Genomic DNA, 25,051 nt, shown 5'->3' with positions numbered 1-25,051 from the left:
ATTATTGACCTCCATAAGCCTCTTTATCTAGTAAAAGATGAGTATTACTGTGATTTCTTAAGATTGTTGCAGGACATGAAGTACTAATTTTATCATTCAACACTTTATATACTGCGTTCTTTTTAGAAACACCTGGTACCGTACATATCATGGAATTAGCTGATAATAAGGCAGGTATTGTTAATGTAAAAGCATGAGTTGGTACATCATTAAATGTTGGAAAACAACCGTCATTTACTTGTTGTTGGCGACATTCTTGATCTAACTCCACAACTTTTATTGTTTCAGGGTCTTGAAAGTCTGCAACAGGAGGATCATTGAATGCAATGTGTCCATTTTCTCCGATACCTAAGCAGACAATATCTATAGGCGATTGATTCAGTAAATTTTTATAACGATCTATTTCCGATTCGGGATTCGCATTACCATCTATAAAATGAAAATCCTTCATATTTACCTTACTAGTTATATTTTTTTGCAAATAATTTTTAAACCTCTCATCAGAATCAGAAGGAAGTCCAATATATTCATCCATGTGAAATCCTACAACCCGTGACCAGTCGATTTCATTATCCTTTGTCAGGTAATATAAGAATTCATTTTGTGAAGGTGCAGCTGCAAAAATAACTCTTATTTCCTGTTTTTGTTCTAATAATTGTTTTATTTGTTTAGCGGCGATGTCAAAAGCTGCCCTACCCATAGCTTCCCTGTCGGAATAAACAGAATACTTTAGTTGATCTTCCTGTCCCTCATGTATCATACCTTTCATACTATACCTTCCCTCCCTAGAATTGTTTTTATTTCCTTTTCAATATCTTTCTCTACATAAGAAGCTAATTTAGACGGGTATCCAAAATAAAATAGTGATTCCTCAGCTTCATACCCACCTTCCTTTAGCTGCATTTCCGTAGGTACATACCCAACCATTCCATTTGAGTAACCTAATGGCAAAATGTCTTCATCTATTTGTTTTATAAATCTCCCGTATTCATGGACCATTTCTGCATTACAACATAGTAGGCTTAGTTTTTCACTCAATTCTATATATTGAATAATTAAGTTGTAATTACCGTTAGTATTCTTAACTAAATTTGGCCATTCATCCTTTAGAGGTTCTGGAATATACATGTCTACTGCAGTATCATTATCAAATGATAGTGGAAACTCAGCAACTCTAAAAGCAATCTGGCCAGCATCATCAAGGAAGTCCCCATCTTCATTAAGTAGATCTAATACCTTGTTAGACATTTTCAATCCAATGTCAGCCATTTTTTTTATTGATCCCCTATAAAAGCTTCCATCTCGAATCATAGAAGGTCTAATATCCCCACAGAATCCTTGGAGAAAAGCAACATTACTATTAGAATATTGTTCTTCTACTTTTTTACAACAGTAACCTGTGAACTCGCTTGAGATAACATTTGCGTCGGTAGTAGTCGGATGGCAAGTATAATGAATCCAAATTCCTTTTTTGATACCTTTTTCAGTAATAAAAGAAATAACCGTTAAATCATTATCAACTTCTCCTTCTATATTTGGTTCCATTTGCACGATTCCGTTTATCTTTTTTCTTCTATTCACACCTATTTCTGCTGTACCTTTATTAACTTGCATCTTCACTTTCTCTAAATCTGATAAAGATTCAACAATACTATTAATTACCTTGTGCTCTAATAAATCAAGATATTCATTGTTTGGATTTCCTAGATCACTACTAAAGCGAAAACTAGTCTGTGGACCAGAATGATTATGTGTAGCATGGAAGCATATTTGGTTGACAGGTATATTGAATCGCTTTTCTATTACTTCTCCTAACCTTTTAACAAAAGCAGTATCCCACCAAATTAAATCAGCCACAAAAAATAGAAAATAAACTTCATTGCTTTGAATAAGATATGTCCTTAAATACAACGGTTCATGAATCTCACTGGCCTTTCCTTTTCTATGGGAAAAGCCAGCTAATTCAATTGGCTCAACGGGGGTTATATCCTGTTTACTGGTACCTAAAAGCATGATTGTCTTCTCCCTCTAATAATTTAATGATGAGCGTGTAGCTTCTAATAATGTGAAATGGATCTTTAACAGGTAGAGCCACAACTTTCTTTAGAGGATACCCCTCTCTGTTTCTAATCTGAATCCATTCTCCAATATTTTCATTAGGGTTCGGAAAAGTATTAAAGACATAATCTGCCACTTTCTGATACCACTCCAACCAGTACTGATTTTTAGTTTCATAAAATAATAGTAAAGTAGTATAAAGAGCTTCAGCATGAGGCCACCATAATTTTGTGTCCCAAGTGTCTTTAATAAGTGATTCATAAGGAGTCTGTATCTCTTCCCCTTTAGGTACCCCTCCTTCTTTATCTACAAAGCGCAATAGACCACCATATTGATTGTCCCAGCCAAGAGTTAGAGCATTACTGGATACAGATGATAAGTATGATAAATATTCTTTGCGGCCCTCCGGATTTAATTGATTAATGCCGTGAAGCATAAACCAAGCTGACTCAATAGTGTGTCCAGGATTCAGATGTCTTTCCAATAAGGTCCCCTCTTGGTTAGAAGCGGACGAATACATTTCAATAATTCTATTGTTATCAGTAAATTTATTTACAATTTGTTCAAGGAACATTCTAACATCAGTTAACAAATCATCTTTGGACATATGATTTAATGATAAAGCTGTTTCATATAATTCCTGAGCCACATTTAATAAAATCATAGGAATAGAATGAGAACTGTACCCAGGAGGTATTGGGTAAGGTTCTGAGCTGAATTCATCATTTTCAACCCTTTGCTTAATCGTTTTATAAATAATTAAAGTATTATCAAATACATTTTTATCTCTCTTGTAAAATGCATAAGCGTTACAGCCTAATACATAAAAACAATCAGCAAAGATACTAGTGTCCATTTGGTCCTTTATTTTACTTCCATCTTTTTTCACAGCAAAAACTACATGATTATTTTCCATTAATGCATACTGCGTTAAAAAACCATATGTTTTATCCATTGCATCTTTCCATCTATCAGAGAGTTGAATGATCCCTTGTTCTTTCAGCTTTTGCAGATTACAGCATAACCAAAGAAATCTACCCTGAGACCAAATATATTTTTTATCACTAACTAGCTTACTTCCATCATTTGTGAAACAGGTGAAAACTCCTCCATCTTCTGTGTCAATCGCTCTTTCCCAAAATGGCAAAAGATTAGTTTCTAAATGATTTATATAGTTTTTTTTAATACTGTTAATATCCATTCTGTATCACCATTCTTTGTAGTTAGTTTGCTATTGTTTTTTTATCTTCTTCCTCATCTTCTGTACTTACAGCATTTAATAAATCTACAATTTCTGATTTAATTTCTTTATCTTTATTCAGGTATCCCAATCCAATAAATACTATAGCGGAAGTGATTACTGGAGATCCTATTTCAATAGCAAGAGAAACATCTACAAAATACTTTGTTAAAACAAACATGGATAACCCTGCAACTATGGATGAAATGGCTGCTTTAGAACCAGAATATCTAAAGGCAGGAAATAAACCAAATAACATTGGTATCGATATTGGTCCAACTAAGGCACCAAACCATGAAATTACTAACCCTAAAACTCCACCAAAATTATCTGCCTGGATTCCAATTATTAATGTTATAAAAGTAAAAGTAAAAGTGGCAATTCTAGCTATTCGTAAAGACTCTTTTTGATTAAGAGATTTAAACCGATCGGATATTACTGGTAAAATATCACGAGTTATTACAGCAGAAATGGTATTTGCATCAGAAGAAGTCATTGACATAGTTGCAGCAAATAACGCAGCTAGCACTAAACCTACGAGTCCCGCTGGAAGAAGCTCTTGGGCTAATAATCCATATGAACGTGTCGGATCTTCAAGCCCCGGTAGAATAATTGGAGCTGCCCACATAGGGAAGAATAGAAACAACGGCCAAATCAAATATAGAATACCTGAGAAAAGCGCACTCTTTTTAGCCTCTTTACCTGATGGTGATGAAATATAACGCGTAGCTAAATTCCATGTACCACCGTTGTAACTTAGAAAAACAACAAATAAGAAGAATATCACATACCAAAAAGTATAAGGTTCATTAAATGGTTGGCTATTAGCATCTGGCAACCGATCCCAAATACCTGTGATTGAACCCATACCACCCATCATGTTCAAAACTACAAAGAACATAATTAAGCCAGCAACTAATTGGACAACAAATTGAGCAAAATCTGTCCAAACATCAGCCCATAGTCCCCCAATTGTTATATATACAAGAGAAATAATACCAGAAATTAAAATTCCGTATATAATTGGTATTCCAGTAAATACATTAAGTAATAAACCTATTGCTGCCCATTTAGCACCTACATCGAATAATTTTAATAATACACCACACCAAGCCATCAATTGTTGAGTTGGTACATTATACCTTAGTGAAAGATATTCTGTAGGTGACTCCACATTATAATTAATTCTCAGCCGTGCCCATCTTGGAGCCATAATATATGCGCCCGATACAACCGCAACAAATATCACTAGCGCCCACCAAATATAAAGACTAAAGCCATGGGTGTAAGCTAGCCCTGCATATGCTACAAAGACAGCACCACTATAACCAGAAACGTGATGAGATACACCAGAGAGCCACCATGGAAGATTTCCACCGGCTACAAAGTAATCTCCTGAGCCACTAACTTTCTTGTAAGACCAAAAACCAATTATGACCATAACCAAAAAGAACATACCTACTGAAAGCCAATCTAATAAATGCAATTTAAAAACCCCTCTCCCCTGTTTACAAATTTTATTTAATTAGTAATAGACTATGACTAATTAATAGTAAATTATCACATTATTATAATTTTGTAAAGGCTTACATTTCTGAAAATATTAAAAAAAGCCATATTTCATATTATTCCTAAATTAAACCCATTCAAGAGAGTTGAGGATTTTTCGGGAAAATCAATTCAGAATTGTCCGAGTTGACAGGTGTTCTAACTTGAGAAAATTTGAATATATCTATGTATGGAAGTGAGTTAATCTTACTAAGTAGGTCATTCTATGATTATAGTTATATATGTGTTTTATTAAGATTTTCTTAAAGAGGGAGTGGACACTATGCAAATGGCTTTATTTGCACTTTTGATTGGATTTTCATTCATAATTTTTGGTTTTTTTGGACCAATATCTATTGGTATAATTATTTTCGGCTTCATTTTAGGAGGGATAGGTGTAGTACTAGGTTCATTTTCTATTACAAATAGTAATGTTGACTATTTGCTCAATGACCCTAAAAGGATAGATGAAGCTTTTAAGAAATGGATTTCAGAAAAATTAAGTGAATATAATATTGTACGAGATGATATGAAATATCTACACACAGCCAATAAGTATTATATCTTAAAACCTGACATAGGAAATTTATATTTGTAAACTATAGTGCTGATTATAATTTTCAAACTAAGATCATTAAGGATATCTTTAACGATCATATAATAGATTTAAACAACGTTAGAAAAGTATCATTAAAAACCAATGACGAAATAATAGGATAAATAATAAAAGAAAATGCACTTGGTAGAGCATTGGCTGAAGGATAAGTGACAAGCACCCATACATTAATCAACTAGCATGATTCATATCGGGATAAAGCGAAAAGTTCCGTTTCTGATTAATCCAAACAAAGGTTCTTATATACTATGTATTCGACATAAACCACCATATTCTAATAAGACAATCGAACCACCGCAGCGATCACCAGTATCAACTTCGCACTTCATACTTCCGAAGGGACAGTTTTTACAATAATCATTTCGTTTCCGTTTTGGTGTTTGTCGTTTCCTCTAATAAAACTTATCAGTTGCTTTTAATTCTTTGCCTTCAATCTCAAATAAGTGATCAAAGTCAATTATTTGACGCTTACCCTAATACCATCAGAAATAAATGATCCTGCCCCTTACACGCCTCACATAAACTGGTTTAGTTTGCCGTTTTGAGTATATAAAAGCAGGAATAATTGATTAAAAAAAGTTAACCACAACAAAAAAACTCACAATTACTTTAGCGCTATAACGCGGCGGGGGGTGACCCAATATCCCCCTGTCTTAGAAACTGATTTAACAGAAAATACTATGAACTAAAAGAAACAACTAAATCCTTTAACTTTAACTCATCAGTAAATTCTTTCAACTTAAACTTTCCATTCGCATCTATAATAGCCTGCGTAACTTCCCATTTTCGCCTTAAAATTCAATTTTCCATGCAAAAAGTCGGCCGAAATTCAAAAAAACTTTTCAGAAAATGCCATTTTGAATGCCAATCTTTGAAGTTAGGGGTAAATTTATACAGAATCCCAGGTACTCTTCTTATCATTACAATCGTTTCAACTTTAGCGAAGGTGGCATTTATTAGACAAAAAAATAAAACCAGCTTTATTTCACCAAGATGCTACCTTTAGCAAAGTTCTGTCGATTGTACTAATAAATAGAGGGTACCCAGATAAAAAGAGTACCCAACAATGAAAACTATTCTATTTGACTACAACGTATATGAAACTATCTTGAATTTATGATTATCACAAGATTATATGGAGCGTTACCAACAGCTATGCCTATAGAAAACAGCTCAACATATGAAGGAAAACGAGCTGCTGTCATGCATCATATCGGTATAAAGCAAAAAAGTCAGCCGGAACCGTCCCTATGTTTCCTGTGTGGCAATCTTAAAAGCAGCAATTCAAAACTGAGTCTTCAAACCTATTATTATAAAATGACACCATCAAAAAATGAATAGGACAGTTCCAAGGAAGCAAAAGGACCGCCCCATGATTCCGACTGTCCGTCGCACAAAAAGATGCCTGCCACATAAATGACAGACATCTGATTCGAATTAAATAAAGATACTAATAATAAGTGATACGCCAAATCCGACAAATGCAATGATTGTTTCCATCACAGTCCAGGACTTCAGTGTATCTTTCTCTGACATTCCAAAGAATCGGTTAACCATCCAGAAGCCAGAATCGTTAACATGTGACGCAATTGTCGCACCTGATGCAATTGTTATAACAAGCAGTGCAAGCATAGGTCCTTCAATACCAAGCGTGCTGATTACCGGTGTGATCAAACTTGCAGCTGTAACCATCGCTACTGTAGCTGAACCTTGAGCAATACGGATTGCTGCCGCTACAACGAATGCAAATACTAGGATTGGGATATTCAGGTTCTCCATCGATTGTGCCAGTACATCACCAATTCCAGTTTCAACAAGGACTTGTCCGAAAATACCACCGGCACCTGTAATTAGAATAATGATACCTGCAGGTTCCAGCGACTTAGTTGCAATTTCTTGAATTTCAGTACGGCTGTATCCGCGACGTGTGCCAAGGAAATAAAATGTCAGCAGTGCAGTAATAGTTAGTGCAACACCAGGGTTACCAATAAACTTGAGTATGGTAAGTGTTGTACTATCTTCTGCAAGCAATACACCGCCAAACGTATTTAATAAAATCAGTGTTAACGGCAATAGAATCAGTACTGCAATCATGCCAAAGCTAGGAAGTTCTTTTTCATATGATTTCCCTTCCGCTTTTTCAGCAAGATTTTGCATCATTAGCTCAGGAACCGGTACATGAATCTTTTTAGCGATATAGGAACCGAATATTGGACCAGCAATAATTGCGGCTGGAATACCTGCCATCAGACCAAATAAGATTACCCAGCCAAGATTTGCTCCCAATAAAGAAGACACAGCAATCGGTCCTGGTGTTGGTGGTACAAAACTGTGTGTTACCGCCAGACCAGCAAGCAATGGAATTCCGTAGAACAACAGGGACTTGCCTGTTTTCTGCGCAAGACTGTAAAGGATTGGTACTAAAATAACAAATGCTACATCCAGAAATACTGGAATAGAGATAATAAAACCAGTTAACATAAGTGCCCAGTTTACACGCTTCTCACCAAACTTATTCATTAAGGTCAGTGCTAAGCGTTCGGCACCACCTGAGACCTTCAGTATTTCACCAAACATGGCGCCGACACCGATAATTACGGCTATCTCACCAACGGTTCCTCCCATACCAGCCTGGACGGCTTCAAAAATTTCGGATGGACTCATGCCCGACAGAAGACCAACAATATAACTTACAACGATTAGTGCAATAAAAGCCTGCAGATTCATGCGGATTACCAGAAATAGTAAAAGCGCTACGCCAAATGCGGCGAGTAAAGTTAATCCTAGTGCTGACATTTAAATTCTCCTCTTCTTAAAAATTAATCTCTTTTTGTAAAACTCCTTACCACTCTGCTACTGTACCATCACTATGACGCCAAATCGGATTCTTCCAGCTGTGACCTTCCTTGGATGCCACTTTGACCCGGTCCTCATTTATTTCAATTCCAAGTCCCGGCCCTTTCGGTATGCTGACAGCACCTGATTTATATTCAAATACAGTTGGATCTACCAGATAATCAAGCAAATCACTACCCTTGTTATAATGAATACCAAGGCTCTGCTCTTGGATTATACAGTTTGGTGTACATGCATCCACTTGTAGTGACGCCGCCAGGTTAATTGGTCCCAATGGTGCATGCGGAGCCACTGCGACGTCAAACGTCTCGGCCATGGCCGCAATTTTCTTCACTTCAAGGATGCCCCCAGCATGCGACAAATCCGGCTGAATAATATCCACGACGCCATCCATCAGCATCTGCTTAAAGCCCCAGCGAGTGTAATTCCGTTCACCTGTCGCAATTGGCGTTGTTGTATAGCTTGCAATATTTTTAAACGCTTCCAAATTCTCAGTAAGTACAGGTTCTTCAATGAACATTGGACGGTACACTTCAAGTTCTTTGACAAGGGTTTTGGCCATTGCCTTATGGACACGGCCATGGAAGTCAATCCCAATCCCAAAATCATTCCCCACTGTTTCTCGGATTGCAGCGACACGGTTTACTGCAGCTTCAACCTTTGCATGGCTATCAATATAATTCATCTCCTCGGTGCCATTCATTTTAATTGCAGTGAACCCGGCATCAGCCTTTTCCTTGGCAGCAGCACCCACATCTTGCGGCCGGTCACCGCCAATCCAGGAATATACCTGAATGTTGTTCCGGACTGATCCGCCGAGCATTTCATAAACCGGAATATTATAATATTTACCTTTAATATCCCAAAGCGCCTGCTCAATTCCGGAAATGGCACTCATCAAAATGGGACCTCCACGGTAAAAGCCACCCCGATACAGAACCTGGAAATGATCCTCGATATTACGTGGGTCTTTCCCAACCAAATAGTCCATCAGTTCACGGACAGCTGCTTCGACTGTATGCGAACGACCTTCCACTACAGGCTCTCCCCAACCACTGATACCGTTATCTGTTTCGATTTTCAAAAACAGCCATCTTGGGGGTACCTGATATAGTTCAAAGTTAGTTATTTTCATTGCTGTCCCACATCCTTTATCGTCTCAGTGAATTGTCTGGCTTTATCTGTAATATCTTTTAATGTTTCCGGATTCACACCACGTTTTGTGTTGACAAGTGAGCTGCCAAGTCCCGCCGCAACGGCGCCCTTTTCAAAGTATTCGCGGACATTAGTCAGGTCGACTCCGCCGGTTGGCATAAGCGGAATATGTGGCAATGGACCGTGGATATCTTTAATATAGTTTGGCCCTACCGTTCCCGCCGGAAAAATCTTAATAAGATCAGCACCATGTTCATACGCGGTTAAGATTTCGGTTGGTGTCAGCGCCCCTGGGATACTGACGACTCCATATCGCTTCGTCATCTGAATTGTTTCTACGTTAACCGTTGGTGAAAAAATGAAACTCGCACCGGCTTTAATCGCCGTCCGGGCAGTTTCCGGGTCAAGAACAGTTCCTGCCCCAACGACCATATCATCGCCAAATTCCTCATTCACCCTTCTAATTAGCGTGTCCACCTGAGGAGTATCTGCTGTTATTTCCATAATGTGAACGCCGCCCTCGTTCAGGGCATCCGCAATTGACAGTACGTCGTCACCCTTTGCCCCGCGTATAACTGCAACGAGTTTATGCTCTTTTATTCGTTGAAAAGTGTCAGTTGTCATCGTTAACCCTCCTATCGGTCCACATCATCATAGTTATCTTTATTAATGAATGCGGTAAGCCTTTTCATATCTGGCAATCCTTCTACATCGCCCTCGGCCATGGTAACCATTGCTCCGACGGCATTGCCTCGCCTTACCGTTTCTTCAATAGAACAACCATCAATCAACCCTGAAAGACAGCCGGCCGCAAAACCATCTCCAGCACCCACCGGATCGGCTACCCTATCTACCGGAAAACCTGCAACCAGTCCGCTAAATTCATCAGTGACTGCATATGCACCTTCTTTGCCAAGTTTCAAGATAACAGTAGATGCGCCATTATTAAGAAAAGCTTGTGCCAGCGATTCACGACCCAATTTACCGAACAGGAACTCCGCCTCCTCAATTCCCGGCAGTACAATATCTGCCATAGACGAGAGTTCCATAAGCACAGCACGCGCCCGCTCCTCGCTCCACAGCTTGCGTCGTAAATTAGGGTCGAATACCACTTTCACTCCCGATTGTCTGGCATACTTTACCGCTTTTAATACGGTTTCATAACATTGCTCACTAAGCGCGGGTGTAATCCCAGTAACATGCAGATATTTTGCCCTGGCAATATATGTTTCTTTTATGTCATCATCGGACATACGGCTTGCCGCGGAATTCTTCCGGTAATAGTTCATTCTTGCTTCATCAGCAGTTAACTTTTCCTTAAAGAAAAGTCCTGTGGGTGCCTCGCTGTCAAAACGAGTCTGACTGACATCCACCCCCTCGCCACGTACAAATGAAAGGATTCGCCTGCCAAATTCATCATCCCCCAGACGGCTGATCCATCCCGCCTGATAACCAAGCCTTGAAAGCCCAATCGCCACGTTCGATTCTGCTCCGGCAATTTTGGTTGAAAAATCACCAGCATAGCGCATCAGACCCGACGAAGCTTTTGGTGTAAACAGCACCATTGATTCTCCTAATGTAATGACGTCCATATTGTTTTCACCTTCCTGCATGTTAAACGTTTACATTTTGAAAAATAATAACCCTATAATCGTTTCAGCGAAATTGCCTCCCGCATATTTTGCAATGCATGACGGCCGTCTTCTTGTTCGGCAATCATAATGTTGGTATATAATGCATCAATAATAGTCAGCTGAGCTATCCTGGATGACATTGCTTCAGAGCGGAAATCGATTTCCTCGGAAACCGTATACAATGAAATGTCCGCTTCCTTCGTTAACGGGGATTTAGCAAAGTTCGTAATGCTGATGGTTGTCACACCATTCTCCTTTAACGTTTGCAGGACATCCAACATATCTTTTGTCGACCCTGAGTGCGAAATTAAAATCGCAACATCCCCACTAGTTAATTGGGAGGCTGACATTAGCTGCATGTGTGATTCTAGATTAGCGTTCACCTGGATACCAGTACGGATAAATTTATGATAGGCATCAAGGGCAACAACCGCAGAACCACCACTACCGAAGAATTCAACCTTGCTTGCATCGGCAATAGATTCAACCGCTTGCTGGAATATAGTTCCATCAATAATCTGCATCGTGTCCTCCAATGTCTTGATGTTGGAACGAAAAACCTTTTCCGACACAGTCCCTACACTATCCCCGTCACTAATTTTTTCATGAATATCCTTCATTGGTGTAACGATCTCAGCGGCCAGCGCTATCTTGAACGCCTGATAACCTTTGAATCCAATCCGTTTGCAGAACCTGAACACAGTTGATTCCGCTACCTCAAGCTCATCGGCCACCTGATTAATCGTATTATGAATAATATTCTGGGGATTATAGAGTACATAGTCAGCAATTTTCTTTTCTTTATCACTAAACTTGCCATAGTTACTCCTGATACTGGCTAACGCATGTTTCTGCTTATTATCCATTTATTTGCTCCCACTTCAAATTTATAAATCGATTATATAAGAAAAAAATTCTTTTATCAATATTGATTATGAAAAAAATTTTGATACACTTGAAGTAGTATCGAAAAAATCATTCTTAATGAGGTGTACAACTATGAAATTAGGTATTATCGGTCTTGGTAAAATGGGATATAATTTAGCATTAAATTTAGCTGACCATAACCATGAAGTTGTGGGATATGATAATAAATCTGTGGATGCAGTCGACGGACAACTGCAAATTAAAAAGTCAATTAAAGATTTGGTGGATGAACTACCTTCACCGAGAAAAATCTGGCTGATGGTTCCTGCCGGGGAAATCACTGAATCAGTAATTAATGAACTTGCACCACTCCTTGACGAGGGTGACCTACTTATTGATGGCGGAAATTCCAATTATAAAGACACATTACGTCGTGCTGAATCACTGAAAGTAAAAGGCATATACTTATTTGACTGTGGAACCAGCGGCGGCACGGATGGAGCAAGAAACGGCGCCTGTACCATGATTGGCGGGGACGCAGAGAAGTTTAAGGAAATCGAACAATTGTTCAGCGATTTATCTGTAGAGAACGGCTATCTATATACTGGTAAAGAAGGAAGCGGACACTTCCTGAAGATGGTCCATAATGGTATTGAATACGGAATGATGCAATCAATCGCTGAAGGATTCGATATCCTGAATAAAAGTGAGTTCGACTATGACTATGAAAAAGTCGCCAAAGTTTGGAACCACGGGTCTGTTATTCGTTCTTGGCTGATTGAATTGATTGAAAATGCATTTTCAAAAGACGCCAACCTTGATCAACTACGTGGTGTCATGAACTCTTCAGGTGAAGGAAAATGGACTGTCGAATCAGCACTTGATTTCCAGGTCGCTGCCCCGGTAATTGCCCTATCCCTAATGATGCGCTACCGCTCCCAGGAGGATGACACATTCTCCGGTAAAGTGGTTGCAGCGCTCAGAAACGAATTCGGCGGACACGCAGTAGTAAATAAATAACTCTTAGAAAACTCGGCATTCACCAAGCCTTTTGGTGAATGCCATTGTTGCACTTATGCAGTAAGAAAGTAGTTATACTTTCTTAACTGCCAGGCAAAAGGAAAAAGGTTGCTGACTGCTCCTTTTCCTTTTTCTGTTAACAATAAACTGCAGGAGGCACAATTATGAAACAGTCATTCTATTTAGGTGTGGACATTGGGACCACAAGTACAAAAGCAGTTCTTTATACAAAAGAAGGCAGTGTGGTGACAACCCATACCATAAACTATCCATTATCTACACCGAACCCACTGGTAGCTGAACAGGATCCTGACGAGATTGTCAACGCCGTCGCGGGTACCATCCGGGAGTGTATCCAAAGAAGCGATCTGTCATCAGACCAGCTGAACCTGGTTTCATTCAGTTCAGCAATGCACAGCCTGATTGCAGTGGATGAAAATGGTTCCCTGCTTACCAACAGCATCACCTGGGCGGACACACGAAGCGCCGAATATGCTAAGAAAATTAAAGAAGAACATAACGGGCTTGAAATATATTTACGGACCGGCACACCAATCCATGCCATGTCACCACTGGCGAAACTGGTTTGGCTGAAATCTGCAAAACCGGAAATCTTCAAGAAAGCAGCTAAATTTATTTCCATTAAGGAATATGTATTCTATAAGCTCTTTGGAAAATATGTAATCGATTACTCTATCGCATCAGCAACTGGCCTATTGAACCTGGAGTCACTGGACTGGGACGAAGAAGCGTTGAAACTGGCTGGCATTACAACGTCCCAGCTATCAGAAATCGTCCCTACTACCCACAAAATGACTGGTCTTAAAACGGAATACCTCGAATATACAGGTCTCAGCGAAAATGTACCATTTATTATTGGTGCAAGTGACGGGGTACTTTCAAATTTGGGAGTAAATGCGATTGATCCAGGGGTGGTAGCCGTAACAATTGGAACCAGTGGAGCTATCCGGACGGTTTACAATGAACCAAAGACCGATCCAAAAGGCCGTATATTCTGCTATGCTCTTACAGAGAATCACTGGGTAATCGGCGGTCCGGTAAATAACGGCGGAATTATTCTGCGCTGGCTGCGTGATGAATTCGCTGCCGCTGAAGTAGAAACCGCCAAACGTCTCAATATCGACCCATACGATGTGCTAACCAGAATAGCATCAGGCGTTAACCCAGGTTCGGACGGTCTTATTTTCCATCCATACATGACCGGTGAACGTGCACCATTATGGAACGCCAATGCTCGTGGCTCATTCTTCGGTCTAAGTATTCACCACAAAAAACAGCACATGATTCGCGCCGTGCTCGAAGGTACAATCTATAATCTGTACACTGTTCTACTTGCGCTTGAAGAACTAACCGGCGAGCCAAAGAGCATCCAGGCTACCGGCGGGTTTGCCCGATCAGAAATGTGGCGCCAGTTGATGGCTGATATTTTCGATAAACCAGTAATCGTTCCCGAAAGTTATGAAAGTTCTTGTCTCGGTGCAGTCGTGCTTGGCATGTATGCCTTGAGTGAAATCGAGGACTTTAGCGTCGTTTCCGAAATGGTTGGAAATACAAATACCCATAACCCTGATGAAGAAAGAACCAATATCTACCGGGAACTGCTTCCGATATACATCCGGATATCCCGAACACTTAACGATGAATACGACAGTATCGCAGCATTTCAGCGTAAATACCTTGGTGAAATAACACGCTCGTAAAACGGGCGGTTTTGGTTTCGCCCTATAAGGGCACTTTACTAACAAGGCCCTTATAGGGCAATATTATCAAGTTAGTCTTCCAATAATTGTAATTAAAATCTAATAGACTTTAAATATTCACTTCATACGATTTAGATTAGTAGATATAAGATTGTAGAGTAGCTTTTCTTTGTAGTCATCAACACAATTTAAATCGGCTTCCAATAGCGTAGAATTTAAAAATTTCATAGTGGTCACGTAATCATTTTAAGTCCTCTTGATGATTGTTGTTAATTGTTACTGCTACTTTCTTTTTTTATGTAGGTCTAGTCAGTACTATTTCGGAGGTTGTAGATAATGAAGGATCTTATTTGAATCCTTTTTATGCAATAGGTCGTGGTCGCTATGAATGAACAATGACCATTTCTTCTCTAGAAATCGAAACATTCTCTCTCAACAAGATTATGTTAGGAGTGTGGAGACGTTTCTTATGCATCCTGTAATTCCCAGAATGATAAGTACCAAGTTATGGCTTCCCCCTTGTCTCTCGCTTCCCTATGCTTTAAAAAACTAGATTATTAGATACATTTAATATATTTTTTTCCACTTCATCTCTGAGATAGCTGACACGTTCTATATCCTTAGTTTCTTTCTATGCGTCTATAATCAAGGTCATTCTTTCTTCGTGAGATAGTGATTTTATTGTTTTTTCCACTATGAACGGAGCATCTTTTGGTAAGGAAGGAATGATTCAGTATATATCCATACAGCGCTCCTTTTCACTTTCGAAGGGACTTTCTAAGGAAGCAAAAGAACCGTCCCCATGGAAAGGGTACAGGAAGGCTATTGCTATACTGGATGAAGGCTTTGATGATGCCACGCAGTTTTATGCAGAACCAGTAGACTATCATGTTAGTCTTCGCACCACCAATGTGCCGGAAGAATTGAACTCCGAGATTCGGAGGAGAGAGAATGTTATCCGCACATTTCCGAATCAGCAATCCGCCTTTCGATTGATAGGCGCGGTACTGATGGACCACGAAGATGTATTGGATCTTGGCAACCGTACGTTTTTAAAAAAGCAGAAATAAAGGAGGATGCAGCTGCGAAAATCTTGGAATAGGTGGGGGCCATGGCCCCCAGTTGGAATATTCGTACGATTAACTTTGAATAAAAAATCTACTAATGCATCCTCATCTTGTGTTCCACGATATATCATAGTCTCTTTCTCGTAATTGATTACCACTGATTACTATGCACGCTATCAATATAAAGTTACAAATTACACTTTGTACAGAAGTGTTGGGCTCTAAGGTGTGGAAAATGAGGATAGCCCTTACATTCTAAAGTATTTAGCGATTTAAGGTCCATACAGACATCAGGAAAATTTCTAAGCTTACCGCTGGAAAACGATTAGCGTGGTGAGGGGGTGGACCCAGTTCTAGGAATAGGTACTATTTTTGAATTATGAGAGAAAGGAACAAGTCCCTCAATTTCATTAAGTGACTTGTCCATACCTCTTCAATATTGATTGAGTAGCAGTATTACCTATAAGTTTTTAAATCTCTACTTATCTGCATTGTCCTTTCATAAATTGATCTATAAACCGAAAACAATTCTCCATAACGTTTAGCATTTTCTCTATTCGGAAAAAATTCTTCATCTATTTGTACTATTTGGTTAGCACCCTCAGCTAATGTCTTATACCATCTACAACCATACGCAGCAATAATTGCAGCACCTACAGCTGGTCCTTGCTCGTTTTTCAGCTTTATAACCTTCGCATTGAAGATATCTGCCTGAATTTGAAGCCAGCTATCACTTTTTGCACCGCCACCAATTGAAATGACTTGATCATTCACAGGTTTACCTTGTTGCCTAAAAAGATGAATAGATTCATTTAGTGAAAACGTAATCCCCTCAATTACTGCTCGCAAAAAATCCTGACTTTTATGCGAGGAATCTATTCCTACAAAACTTCCACGAACATCTGCATTTGCATGAGGCGTACGTTCTCCTTGTAAATATGGTGTAAAAAGTAAACCATTGGCACCAATTGATGTTGTATGTAGAGATTTGAAAAGGCTATCGAAACTCTCTTTACCAGCAAAATTTTTCATAAACCATTTTAGACTTTCACCCGCTGAGAGGGTCACACCCATTATATAGTATGCATCCTCTTTTACGTGATTAAAGTAATGCACTTTGCCATTATAATCTTGATCACTAGAATCTTCATAAGATAAAACAACACCAGAAGTACCGATACTGCACATTGTTATTCCAGTTGACAAAACACCTGATCCAACTGCACCACAGGCATTATCCGCTCCACCAGCAAAAATTTTCAATTCAGTTGTGAAACCAGTTCTTCTTGCCATCTCTTTCGATAAATTGCCTACCCAGTCATGCGATTCAACCAACTGAGGTAATAGATTTTCATCAAGCTCAAATTGCCTACAAATCTGTTTACTCCATTGTTTTTCTTTGATATCCAGCAATAATGTACCCGCTGCATCGGAATATTCCATGTTTATTTCATTTGTTAACCTAAAACGCAAATAATCTTTTGGCAGCAATACTACTTTAGTCTTCTCAAAATTTTCTGGTTCATTTTCTTTTACCCAAAGAAGTTTTGGTAATGTAAACCCTTCTAAAGCATGATTTTTAGTTATGAGAAGTAAATTTTCTTCACCAACTTTTTCGTTTATATCATGACATTGTTTTGTTGTTCTTGTATCATTCCATAAAATTGCTGGTCTGATTACGTTATGGTTTTTATCAAGAAGTACGAGACCATGCATTTGACCTGAAAAGCTCAGCCCTTCAACAAGAGCTGGATTAATATCTGAGATAATTTCCTTTAATGCTAATATGGTTTTCATTACCCATTCCTCAGGGTACTGTTCGCTATAACTTGGATAAGGTTGATGTAGTGAGTAAGAGTGAGAAACTTCATTAATGATCTCGCCATGCTCATTCATTAAAATTACTTTTACAGAACTTGTTCCTAAATCAACACCAATAACATACTTCATTCGTCACTCCCCTAACAAGAGTTGTTTTTATTTTAAATGTACATCAATTATAATTAAATATTCTCGTCAATTAATTCACTATATCAACAGATAATATGGACATAGTGTAATACTCTTATATTTTGGAGTTTTTCCTTTTAAGAACCAATGAACCTACCAGCCTTCAGTTTAAATCACCCAGGTATTGTTATGCCCTATTGCGAAGCATTTAACGACCTTTAACGACCTCACATTTGTCCCACGTGAAGATAGGGGTCATTCATTCTCTAGCACTTAATCCAAACTTTTCTTTTTCCAATTCCATGGAAGAATTTTTTGAAACCATTTTACCTTAGAGAAAATGGTGATTAGAATTAGAATTATGAAAATTAAGGCGACCGGACGATTTACAAAGATGGAGAGGTCACCTTCCGATGATAGTAAAGCTCTTCTTAAGTTTGAATCTGCCATTGGTCCCAAGATAGCACCTAAAATTAATGGAGCAGGTGGGAAACCTGTCTTCATTAATATGTAGCCAATAAAACCAAAGATAATCATGACGTAGATATCAATAGTTTGAATGTTTATGGCATAGGCGCCAATAACGGATAATGCGCCAATAACTGGTAGAAGAATAGCAGGATTAACCTGTAATGCTTTTACCATTACTTTTGAAACAAATAACCCCACTATAAGTAATACAAATGAAGCAACTAATAATATTGCTGTCATTTCATAAGGAAATCTAGGTGACTCAATACTTAACATTGGACCAGGTTGAACTCCGTGTAATAATAAGGCACCTAGAAGTACCGCTGCAGGCGGACTTCCTGGTACGGCTAAGGTTAATAATGGAATCATCGCTCCACCGATACAAGAGTTATTTCCTGTCTCCGAAGCAATTATCCCTTCATAAGATCCATAACCAAATTCTTCTTTATTCTTACTAGCATTATAGGCTCGATCATAAGCCATCCACGACGCGATATCTTCTCCAGCACCTGGGATGGTACCAATACCAACACCTACCAATCCTGAGCGCAGAATATTCCTCCAATTCCTAATGGTTAATTTTAGAACAATCCATTTTTCTTTAGTCTTTTTAACTGTTGTCATGGCAAAGGAAGTGTTTTTATTACTTAATGTTAAAATGATTTGTGGAATTCCAAAAATACCTATCATAGCTGCGATAAAAGATATTCCACCTAACAATTCTGGAATTCCAAAAGTAAATCGCTGATAGGCATAGACTTCTTCAATTCCTACCATGGATACCATAATACCTATAAAACCAGAAATCCATCCCTTTATCGGTTTATCGGGAGAAGCTAACGAACCGCAAATTAAAATACCAAACATTGCCAATAGAAAGAACTCTGGCGAAGAAAATTGTGAACGCGCTATATTACTTAAAAGTGGTGTAAAGTTGATTAAGATAATTACTCCAAATAACATACCTAAGAATGAGGCAATTCGAGTTACATATAGGGCCTTCAATGCTTCACCTTTTTGAGCTAAGGGAAATCCATCTAATGCCGTTGCAGCAGATGCGCCAGTCCCAGGTATATTTAATAATATTGCAGAAATTGATCCTCCATATATAGCACCCACATAAACTCCTAATAAAACAGGAATGGCAATGTCTGATGGGAGATTATATGTTAACCCCGTAAGTAAGGCAATAGCCATTGTGGCACTTAATCCTGGAAGAGATCCGATAATCATTCCTAGAGTGGTACTTAAAACAATTGCTATCAAAACGTCAAATGCAAATACATTGATTAACTCTTCGATTAATATTGTAAACCCCAAAATGACACCTCCTATGGAAGAGGAATTCCAATTAATTGACCAAAAATATAACTAGTCAGAACCGTCGTTACAGCAGAAATAATTAATATTTTCAAGATACCACCTGCTTTGAATACATACATAAACAAAGAAAGATAAATAAAAGTTGATATTGTGAAGGAAACAATGGGCATAAGGATAAATATATATAGGGTAAAAATACCCACTACTGTTAAAATTCTAAAAGTTTTTTCTTTTTTAAAGAAACTTCTAATTGCTTTTATATCCAATTTTGTTATTCTGGACCCTTGTCTCCAAGCACTTATAAATAGTGAAATGCTAGAGCAAAATGTTAATATACAAATAATCGCAGGTAACAAACCTGGAGATGTATAAAATGTTGCATTAGGAACGTCTATATTTAACGATATAATGAGAAAAAACAGAGACAAAGCCATCAAAAAAATGGACATTACTAAATCAGCTTTTCTCAGTTTTTCTTTTTCCATAAGCATATAAGGCACTCCTTTATGAAGAGAAAAGGACTGTGACAGTCCTTTTCTCTTTTATCATTTAAAGGGTAATTTATTCTGGTTGTTCAATACCAAACTCTTTAGGTGATTTATCTGTTACACCGTGATCATATAGTAACCATGAGAATACACTTTCCATTTTCCGGACATATTCTTTTGCTTCTTCACCAGAAAGACCAACAACATTAATATAGTTGTTTGCTGCGTATTCTTTTACAATGTCTGATTTCATTGCTTTTTGGAACTGTTCTTCAATAGCTGTTAGGGTCTCGTCTGGTACATTAGATGGAACCGCAAAACCAACAATTTGGTCAACTGGTAAGTGCTCTTCCATGCTTGGAACATAGTCTAAAATAGAAGGCACGTCTTCATATCCAGGTACATCATGTGATTCTAACTCCACCATAGCTAGAGGGCGTAATTCCTTTGCTTCTAAAAATTCAGATTGCTCTCCAACACCGGTTAATACAACATCAACTTCACCATTTAAGGAGGCTAGAATAGAAGGGTTACTTCCTTGGTATGGAACAAAGTTATACTCAATACCTGCCGCATCTGATAGTAAGGTAGATTTTACATACCAAATTGCACCTACAGCAGATGCTGCCCAGTTGATGTCACCAGGATTTTCTTTCATGTAGTCTAAAAGTTGTTGCATATCTTGGAATTTTGAATCTTTAGGTACAGATATTACCGCTGGTGTACCCCCCATTAAAAAATACTCCCAATCTTTACTAGTGGATGGATGTGCTCCTAACACAGCAGAAGGGAAAATCCCTTCCGTCATTCCTAATAATGTGTGACCATCATGTTCTTGTGACATAACAAAGTTAGCTGCAACCCCACCAGAACCACCAGGTTGGTTTACCACTTTAATTTTTTCATCAATATTTTTCTCAATCGCAGAAGCAATTGCACGGTTTCCTAAATCAGTACCCCCACCTGCAGAAGAGAAAACGGATAATGTAACTGGTCTTTCAGGCCATGAACTTTCATTATTTCCACTTGCATCCTCTGATGAGCAAGCCACTGTAACAAAAGCCATAATCGATAAAACAACTAATAATAAAACCTTTTTCATTTTTGTACTTCCTCTCTTTTTTAATCTATTATTTTGTTAATCTCGCAATTAAAACGCTTTCATTTTTTTGAGTTTAGATCCTCTTATAAATACTGTCTAGATATTCTGATATTTTCCTTAATCCAAGCTTCTTCTTTGGCTAGTGTCTCCTTAACGGTATTCTCTGCTGGCATCCACTGTTCGAGGATAATATTAAAATCGTCTCGATATTTTTTTACTGTATCAATATGGAACTTAACATAGTCATCATTTTCTCGAAGGGTTCTTCCTCTTACATTTACCCCTAGACCATTTGGCTCCATTGATAGATAAAAATCTTTTAAATGTAAGGAAATTACATAAGGTGCTAAAATTTCTGTCGTTTCATGGGGCCATTCCATTTGTGCGATATTATTACCTGTATCAAGGCAGATGCCCACAAGCGGACTATCCACCCTTTCAATAATGGTTACTAAATCCTTTGATGGAATGGTAAAGTGATTCTCAATTGCAATCGATATCCCAGAACTCTCAAATTCTGGTAGAACATCTTCTAGAATAGTGACAATTTCGTCAATACTTGGTTCAATTTCATCGTGATGAGTCGCTACCCGAAGTAATTCTGTTTTTAATTGTTTGGCAATATCTAAGTTCTTCAGAAGGCGATCTTTTGTTAGCCCTGCCATTCCTGCTTCTAATCTGATGTTCAAGTTATTTGCGCGAATTTTTAATTCTTTTAAGTCCTTCGAGCTTAAATCATCAAGTGGCAAGTTATCTGCAAATTGCAAGACTTCTGCACCAAATTCGCTTGCTTTCTCCACAACTTGAAGTGGAGAAAGCTGATTCTCATGCTGAAAAGTTTTTGTTCCTACGGCGTAACGAAAGATATAACTACCTAATCCTATTAACAAAATCCACCCCTCCTTACTTAAGTAAGCTTTCATACAAGTAATCAAACGTTTTTGCGGGATTACCTTGTTGAACAAGCTCTTCAATACGATTTGGACCAAGCTTATAAAGTATTTCTTTTGCTTTTTCCATAATTTTAAAGGTTACTTCAAACGCATGAGCAGGGTCACCATGTCTAGTGAAAACATCATAGGTTAACCAGCCAGACCAACCCATTTTGTCTAAGTAGTAAAGTGTTTCTACTGTATCCCATAGGTTTACGGAAGCAGGCAGCATATCCCAATCCCAACCACGGTTATTGTCATTAAAATGAACATAAAATAAGCGATTAGCCCGATGTGCAACAACGGCCATTTCAGCTGGATTTTCTTGTGCTGCTAGAGCATGACCAACATCCATTGTTACCCCAACATTGTCTAAACCAATTTGGTCACATAGATGAAGGGTACGACCCATATCTGCAAGAATGATATTATTCCTTGCTTCAAATGGCTTATATTCTAAGCTTACTTTGATATCAGAGCGACTACTTGCTGCCTCACGAATCCCTTCTTCTAACCATTGCCACTGATCCAGATAGTTCACTTGGAAGTTGTAATCATGACCATCAATTAACGGACAAGTTGTTACCATATCCGTTCCTAACTTTGCTGCAATGTTCATGGCACTTTTCAAGTATTGAATCGCTTCAGCTCGAACAGCTGGATCTGGATTTGTAAAGGATCCATATTTATATTTAGCTTCTGATTTAATGTTAAGGTTTACGGCTGAAACCGGTAGACCTGTAGCTCTAATCGCTTTAAGAGTTTCCTCTACATTTTCAAAATCTTGTGGATAAACTACTTCGATACCTTCAATACCAGGAATTTTTTCTGCAACCTTTAAGTTTTCAAGGAAGCTGCGAGCTGGTTGGTATTCATGAAAACGATCTGCATATTTACCTAAGATTCCAACAATAATTGAATTCTTCAATATCATTTGTTTTCACTCCTGAAATTTAGTTATTTTATACTACCTATATAAAAATGTTTGCAATGGAGGTTAAGCTTTTTTTGATTGAGAATGTAAGACATTAATTGATTTTCTTAGGTGTTCCACCATCAACTGTTCTGCATTATTTGAGTCCTTATTTTCTAAAGACTGAATAATTTCCATATGCTCTCCAAACGTCTCTGATGGTGGTCGTAATAGTCCTTGGTTAAAGGCAATATCTAGAACTTTGGTGTGATCAATATTTTGTTTCAAGAACATATTCTCCGAAAGTTCAAGTATTTTTTTGTGAAAAATAATATCTGCTTCTCTGTATGGTTCCTGATTGCCTTTTTTTGCTTCTTCATAAGCTTCTTCAAACAATGCTCTTAAGTAGATGATTGTAGCTGAGTTAATTTTTGAAGCTGCTAATCTACATGCAAGCCCCTCTAGCACGGAGCGAACCTCCCACACAGACTTCATAAAACTCTCATTTAAATCCCTTACAAAAATTCCTTGAGGAGTTATTTCCAAATAAAGGTCTCTCTCCATTTGAGTAATTGCCTGGCGTAATGGTGTGCGACTAATCCCAATTTTTTTGGCTAATTGATCCTGAATAACCTGATCACCTGGGACTAGCTCACAGTCTATAATCATCTGTTTAATTTGATCATATGCTTTTTGTTCTAAATTCCCTCTAATATTTATGGATGACAATTAAATTAACTCCTTTTACTTTAACTAAGAATAGTTTTTAACTAACTTTCATTCAAATATTGCTTTTTATATGCCTGTCTTGTGAATATTCTGTTAAAACATTTTCTGCACTCCAATAAACTTTAATATAGAACTGTAACCATTGGAAACTATTGGTTGAAGTAAATTACACGGAAAAGGTTCTCTGCACCTGAACATATCTTTAAATTATCACATAGATGTGTTGAAAATGATCGAAATTCTTAATGAGTGAGAAAGAAACTATTTCAATTAGATTTTCAAATTCGCATTTGTAATTAAATGTAAAAGACTATCTAGTTTTCTTTTAAACTTTCATTTTAGTTTCATTCATTAGTACGGCTATTAGTTTCTTCAAAACTCAGATCGGGTACAATAACTGTTTACACTGTGAGAATTGATTCTTTACTTCTACGATTTGCTTTATTTCTTTAACTCCACTCAATAGCCAGTAGTTAAATCACTTTCAAAATAAACCTCTGATTTAAAATGCTGAAATCCTAGTTCCCTAATTTGGGAGATGTCTCACAAACAATGAAAAAAGCAGGACTTACACTGAGCAATCGTAGTTTTCTGTCTTATTTATAGCGCTCTCCCCTTTCGATAGTACTGCACTGTTGTAATTTTCACTTGTATACATTGTATGTACTGTATACATTGTATACAGTCATTATACTGTGATTATAAATTACATATCATTAATAGTCAATTGAAAATTTAGATTTTTTAGAAAAACAGAGTGTACTTCACCATGGAGATAAGATAAGTAGATTTTAATAATGGCCGAATGCTTATTTGATAAACGGGGCTATGAAGAACTTTATAGTACCCAACTAGGTACGGGGATAACCAATTCAATACACCTAATAATGCCTCTTCATTATCCCAATTGGCCATTGCCTAGTCAAAAATAGGACTATTTTTCTTTTGCTCTGGTGGAGACAAGTAAATCACAATCATTTCATCCTGAATCTGACTATCAATCGCGTACTAAGCTGCCATTATCCGATTCATCGACTCTTTTACAGAAGCATCAGGTAAACCAACTATGCTAATTTTTTCACATCAGAAAGCAACTGCACTTCCACCTGAACACAATAACCTCTCAATTCCCTTTAAACCAATATTCGACACAACCGTTGATGCCATCACTTCATCGCTTCCTTTTAACTGATAAAGTAAAAGATAATCCATCATGGCAACAACATAAGAATGTTTGTTCGATTTTGGAATTTGCTAAAAATACAGTTTTCTACATTCTGACCGGGATAATGGCAATCGAATTAAGGTCAGATACAAGTAGCTGATGCAATTCTATCGTTCACGACACCTATAAGATTATA

20 protein-coding genes and 1 pseudogene are annotated in these 25,051 nt (G+C 37.9%); 4 read left to right on the top strand and 17 right to left on the bottom strand.

What is annotated here, in order from left to right:
* Position 1 precedes the first annotated feature (1 nt).
* The 4 genes from ACE1TG_RS04990 to ACE1TG_RS04975 are packed head-to-tail and all read right to left on the bottom strand — an operon-like array spanning position 2 to position 4,784.
* Positions 2-769: a glucosamine-6-phosphate deaminase gene (locus ACE1TG_RS04990; RefSeq protein WP_375051258.1), complete on the bottom strand. Its 768-nt coding sequence runs from the start codon at positions 767-769 to the stop codon at positions 2-4.
* A complete protein-coding gene (locus ACE1TG_RS04985; RefSeq protein WP_375051257.1) occupies positions 766-2,013 on the bottom strand; it encodes a neutral/alkaline non-lysosomal ceramidase N-terminal domain-containing protein in 1,248 nt (415 codons plus the stop codon). The genes ACE1TG_RS04990 and ACE1TG_RS04985 overlap by 4 nt, the downstream gene beginning before the upstream one ends.
* Complete coding sequence (locus tag ACE1TG_RS04980; protein ID WP_375051256.1) at positions 1,994-3,259, bottom strand: AGE family epimerase/isomerase; 1,266 nt, start codon at positions 3,257-3,259, stop codon at positions 1,994-1,996. The genes ACE1TG_RS04985 and ACE1TG_RS04980 overlap by 20 nt, the downstream gene beginning before the upstream one ends.
* Positions 3,260-3,281: 22 nt before the next feature.
* A complete protein-coding gene (locus ACE1TG_RS04975; protein ID WP_375051255.1) occupies positions 3,282-4,784 on the bottom strand; it encodes a sodium:solute symporter family protein in 1,503 nt (500 codons plus the stop codon).
* Positions 4,785-5,129: 345 nt separating this feature from the next.
* On the opposite strand from ACE1TG_RS04975, the gene ACE1TG_RS04970 reads away from it, so the two are divergent.
* Positions 5,130-5,444, top strand: a complete 315-nt coding sequence (locus ACE1TG_RS04970) for a hypothetical protein (RefSeq protein WP_375051254.1) — start codon at positions 5,130-5,132, stop codon at positions 5,442-5,444.
* A 1,455-nt stretch (positions 5,445-6,899) separates the two neighbouring features.
* On the opposite strand, the gene ACE1TG_RS04965 is transcribed toward ACE1TG_RS04970, so the two are convergent.
* The 5 genes from ACE1TG_RS04965 to ACE1TG_RS04945 are packed head-to-tail and all read right to left on the bottom strand — an operon-like array spanning position 6,900 to position 11,973.
* Positions 6,900-8,258 (bottom strand): GntP family permease, encoded by a 1,359-nt coding sequence (locus ACE1TG_RS04965; protein ID WP_375051253.1) that lies wholly within the window; start codon positions 8,256-8,258, stop codon positions 6,900-6,902.
* 46 nt (positions 8,259-8,304) lie between these two features.
* Positions 8,305-9,453 (bottom strand): galactonate dehydratase, encoded by a 1,149-nt coding sequence (gene dgoD / locus ACE1TG_RS04960; protein ID WP_375051252.1) that lies wholly within the window; start codon positions 9,451-9,453, stop codon positions 8,305-8,307.
* Complete coding sequence (locus ACE1TG_RS04955) at positions 9,450-10,097, bottom strand: bifunctional 4-hydroxy-2-oxoglutarate aldolase/2-dehydro-3-deoxy-phosphogluconate aldolase (RefSeq protein ID WP_375051251.1); 648 nt, start codon at positions 10,095-10,097, stop codon at positions 9,450-9,452. The genes dgoD and ACE1TG_RS04955 overlap by 4 nt, the downstream gene beginning before the upstream one ends.
* A gap of 11 nt (positions 10,098-10,108) precedes the next feature.
* Complete coding sequence (locus ACE1TG_RS04950; RefSeq protein ID WP_375051348.1) at positions 10,109-11,065, bottom strand: sugar kinase; 957 nt, start codon at positions 11,063-11,065, stop codon at positions 10,109-10,111.
* A 53-nt stretch (positions 11,066-11,118) separates the two neighbouring features.
* A complete protein-coding gene (locus ACE1TG_RS04945) occupies positions 11,119-11,973 on the bottom strand; it encodes a MurR/RpiR family transcriptional regulator (RefSeq protein ID WP_375051250.1) in 855 nt (284 codons plus the stop codon).
* A gap of 133 nt (positions 11,974-12,106) precedes the next feature.
* Here ACE1TG_RS04945 and gnd point away from each other — a divergent pair, with 133 nt between their 5' ends.
* The 3 genes and pseudogenes from gnd to ACE1TG_RS04930 form a co-directional block, all read left to right on the top strand.
* Entirely contained in the window at positions 12,107-12,994 is an 888-nt protein-coding gene (gnd, locus tag ACE1TG_RS04940; RefSeq protein WP_375051249.1) for a phosphogluconate dehydrogenase (NAD(+)-dependent, decarboxylating), read from the top strand.
* A 161-nt stretch (positions 12,995-13,155) separates the two neighbouring features.
* Complete coding sequence (gene gntK, locus ACE1TG_RS04935) at positions 13,156-14,715, top strand: gluconokinase (protein ID WP_375051347.1); 1,560 nt, start codon at positions 13,156-13,158, stop codon at positions 14,713-14,715.
* A gap of 806 nt (positions 14,716-15,521) precedes the next feature.
* Positions 15,522-15,785: pseudogene (locus ACE1TG_RS04930) on the top strand (transposase); the annotation flags it as partial.
* 453 nt (positions 15,786-16,238) lie between these two features.
* Here ACE1TG_RS04930 and xylB read toward each other — a convergent pair.
* The 8 genes from xylB to ACE1TG_RS04890 form a co-directional block, all read right to left on the bottom strand.
* Positions 16,239-17,732, bottom strand: coding sequence for a xylulokinase (xylB, locus tag ACE1TG_RS04925; RefSeq protein ID WP_375051247.1), 1,494 nt, complete (start codon positions 17,730-17,732; stop codon positions 16,239-16,241).
* A gap of 273 nt (positions 17,733-18,005) precedes the next feature.
* Positions 18,006-19,523: a tripartite tricarboxylate transporter permease gene (locus tag ACE1TG_RS04920; RefSeq protein WP_375051246.1), complete on the bottom strand. Its 1,518-nt coding sequence runs from the start codon at positions 19,521-19,523 to the stop codon at positions 18,006-18,008.
* 11 nt (positions 19,524-19,534) lie between these two features.
* Positions 19,535-20,017, bottom strand: coding sequence for a tripartite tricarboxylate transporter TctB family protein (locus tag ACE1TG_RS04915; RefSeq protein ID WP_375051245.1), 483 nt, complete (start codon positions 20,015-20,017; stop codon positions 19,535-19,537).
* Between the two features lie 70 nt (positions 20,018-20,087).
* Positions 20,088-21,116: a tripartite tricarboxylate transporter substrate binding protein gene (locus ACE1TG_RS04910; protein ID WP_375051244.1), complete on the bottom strand. Its 1,029-nt coding sequence runs from the start codon at positions 21,114-21,116 to the stop codon at positions 20,088-20,090.
* Between the two features lie 83 nt (positions 21,117-21,199).
* A complete protein-coding gene (locus ACE1TG_RS04905; protein WP_375051243.1) occupies positions 21,200-22,006 on the bottom strand; it encodes a sugar phosphate isomerase/epimerase family protein in 807 nt (268 codons plus the stop codon).
* Between the two features lie 13 nt (positions 22,007-22,019).
* Entirely contained in the window at positions 22,020-22,982 is a 963-nt protein-coding gene (locus ACE1TG_RS04900) for a sugar phosphate isomerase/epimerase family protein (RefSeq protein ID WP_375051242.1), read from the bottom strand.
* A 63-nt stretch (positions 22,983-23,045) separates the two neighbouring features.
* Positions 23,046-23,690 carry a GntR family transcriptional regulator gene (locus ACE1TG_RS04895; RefSeq protein WP_375051241.1) on the bottom strand — a complete coding sequence of 215 codons (645 nt, stop codon included), beginning with the start codon at positions 23,688-23,690 and terminating at the stop codon, positions 23,046-23,048.
* 1,083 nt (positions 23,691-24,773) lie between these two features.
* A complete protein-coding gene (locus ACE1TG_RS04890) occupies positions 24,774-24,905 on the bottom strand; it encodes a hypothetical protein (RefSeq protein WP_375051240.1) in 132 nt (43 codons plus the stop codon).
* Between the last annotated feature and the right edge of the window lie 146 nt (positions 24,906-25,051).

It is taken from the genome of Virgibacillus sp. JSM 102003, from assembly GCF_041949995.1.
In the GTDB taxonomy this organism is placed as follows: domain Bacteria; phylum Bacillota; class Bacilli; order Bacillales; family Amphibacillaceae; genus Lentibacillus.
The sequence above is the reverse complement of the archived record's forward strand: the minus strand, read 5'-3'. Positions and strand labels throughout refer to the sequence as shown.

What these genes read in the sequence shown, in the direction of transcription:
- ACE1TG_RS04990 (WP_375051258.1), bottom strand. Translation starts at nt 769, where the DNA reads ATGAAAGGTATGATACATGAGGGACAGGAAGATCAACTAAAGTATTCT.
- ACE1TG_RS04985 (WP_375051257.1), bottom strand. Translation starts at nt 2,013, where the DNA reads ATGCTTTTAGGTACCAGTAAACAGGATATAACCCCCGTTGAGCCAATT.
- ACE1TG_RS04980 (WP_375051256.1), bottom strand. Translation starts at nt 3,259, where the DNA reads ATGGATATTAACAGTATTAAAAAAAACTATATAAATCATTTAGAAACT.
- ACE1TG_RS04970 (WP_375051254.1), top strand. Translation starts at nt 5,130, where the DNA reads ATGCAAATGGCTTTATTTGCACTTTTGATTGGATTTTCATTCATAATT.
- ACE1TG_RS04965 (WP_375051253.1), bottom strand. Translation starts at nt 8,258, where the DNA reads ATGTCAGCACTAGGATTAACTTTACTCGCCGCATTTGGCGTAGCGCTT.
- dgoD (WP_375051252.1), bottom strand. Translation starts at nt 9,453, where the DNA reads ATGAAAATAACTAACTTTGAACTATATCAGGTACCCCCAAGATGGCTG.
- ACE1TG_RS04955 (WP_375051251.1), bottom strand. Translation starts at nt 10,097, where the DNA reads ATGACAACTGACACTTTTCAACGAATAAAAGAGCATAAACTCGTTGCA.
- ACE1TG_RS04950 (WP_375051348.1), bottom strand. Translation starts at nt 11,065, where the DNA reads ATGGACGTCATTACATTAGGAGAATCAATGGTGCTGTTTACACCAAAA.
- ACE1TG_RS04945 (WP_375051250.1), bottom strand. Translation starts at nt 11,973, where the DNA reads ATGGATAATAAGCAGAAACATGCGTTAGCCAGTATCAGGAGTAACTAT.
- gnd (WP_375051249.1), top strand. Translation starts at nt 12,107, where the DNA reads ATGAAATTAGGTATTATCGGTCTTGGTAAAATGGGATATAATTTAGCA.
- xylB (WP_375051247.1), bottom strand. Translation starts at nt 17,732, where the DNA reads ATGAAGTATGTTATTGGTGTTGATTTAGGAACAAGTTCTGTAAAAGTA.
- ACE1TG_RS04915 (WP_375051245.1), bottom strand. Translation starts at nt 20,017, where the DNA reads ATGCTTATGGAAAAAGAAAAACTGAGAAAAGCTGATTTAGTAATGTCC.
- ACE1TG_RS04910 (WP_375051244.1), bottom strand. Translation starts at nt 21,116, where the DNA reads ATGAAAAAGGTTTTATTATTAGTTGTTTTATCGATTATGGCTTTTGTT.
- ACE1TG_RS04900 (WP_375051242.1), bottom strand. Translation starts at nt 22,982, where the DNA reads ATGATATTGAAGAATTCAATTATTGTTGGAATCTTAGGTAAATATGCA.
- ACE1TG_RS04890 (WP_375051240.1), bottom strand. Translation starts at nt 24,905, where the DNA reads ATGATGGATTATCTTTTACTTTATCAGTTAAAAGGAAGCGATGAAGTG.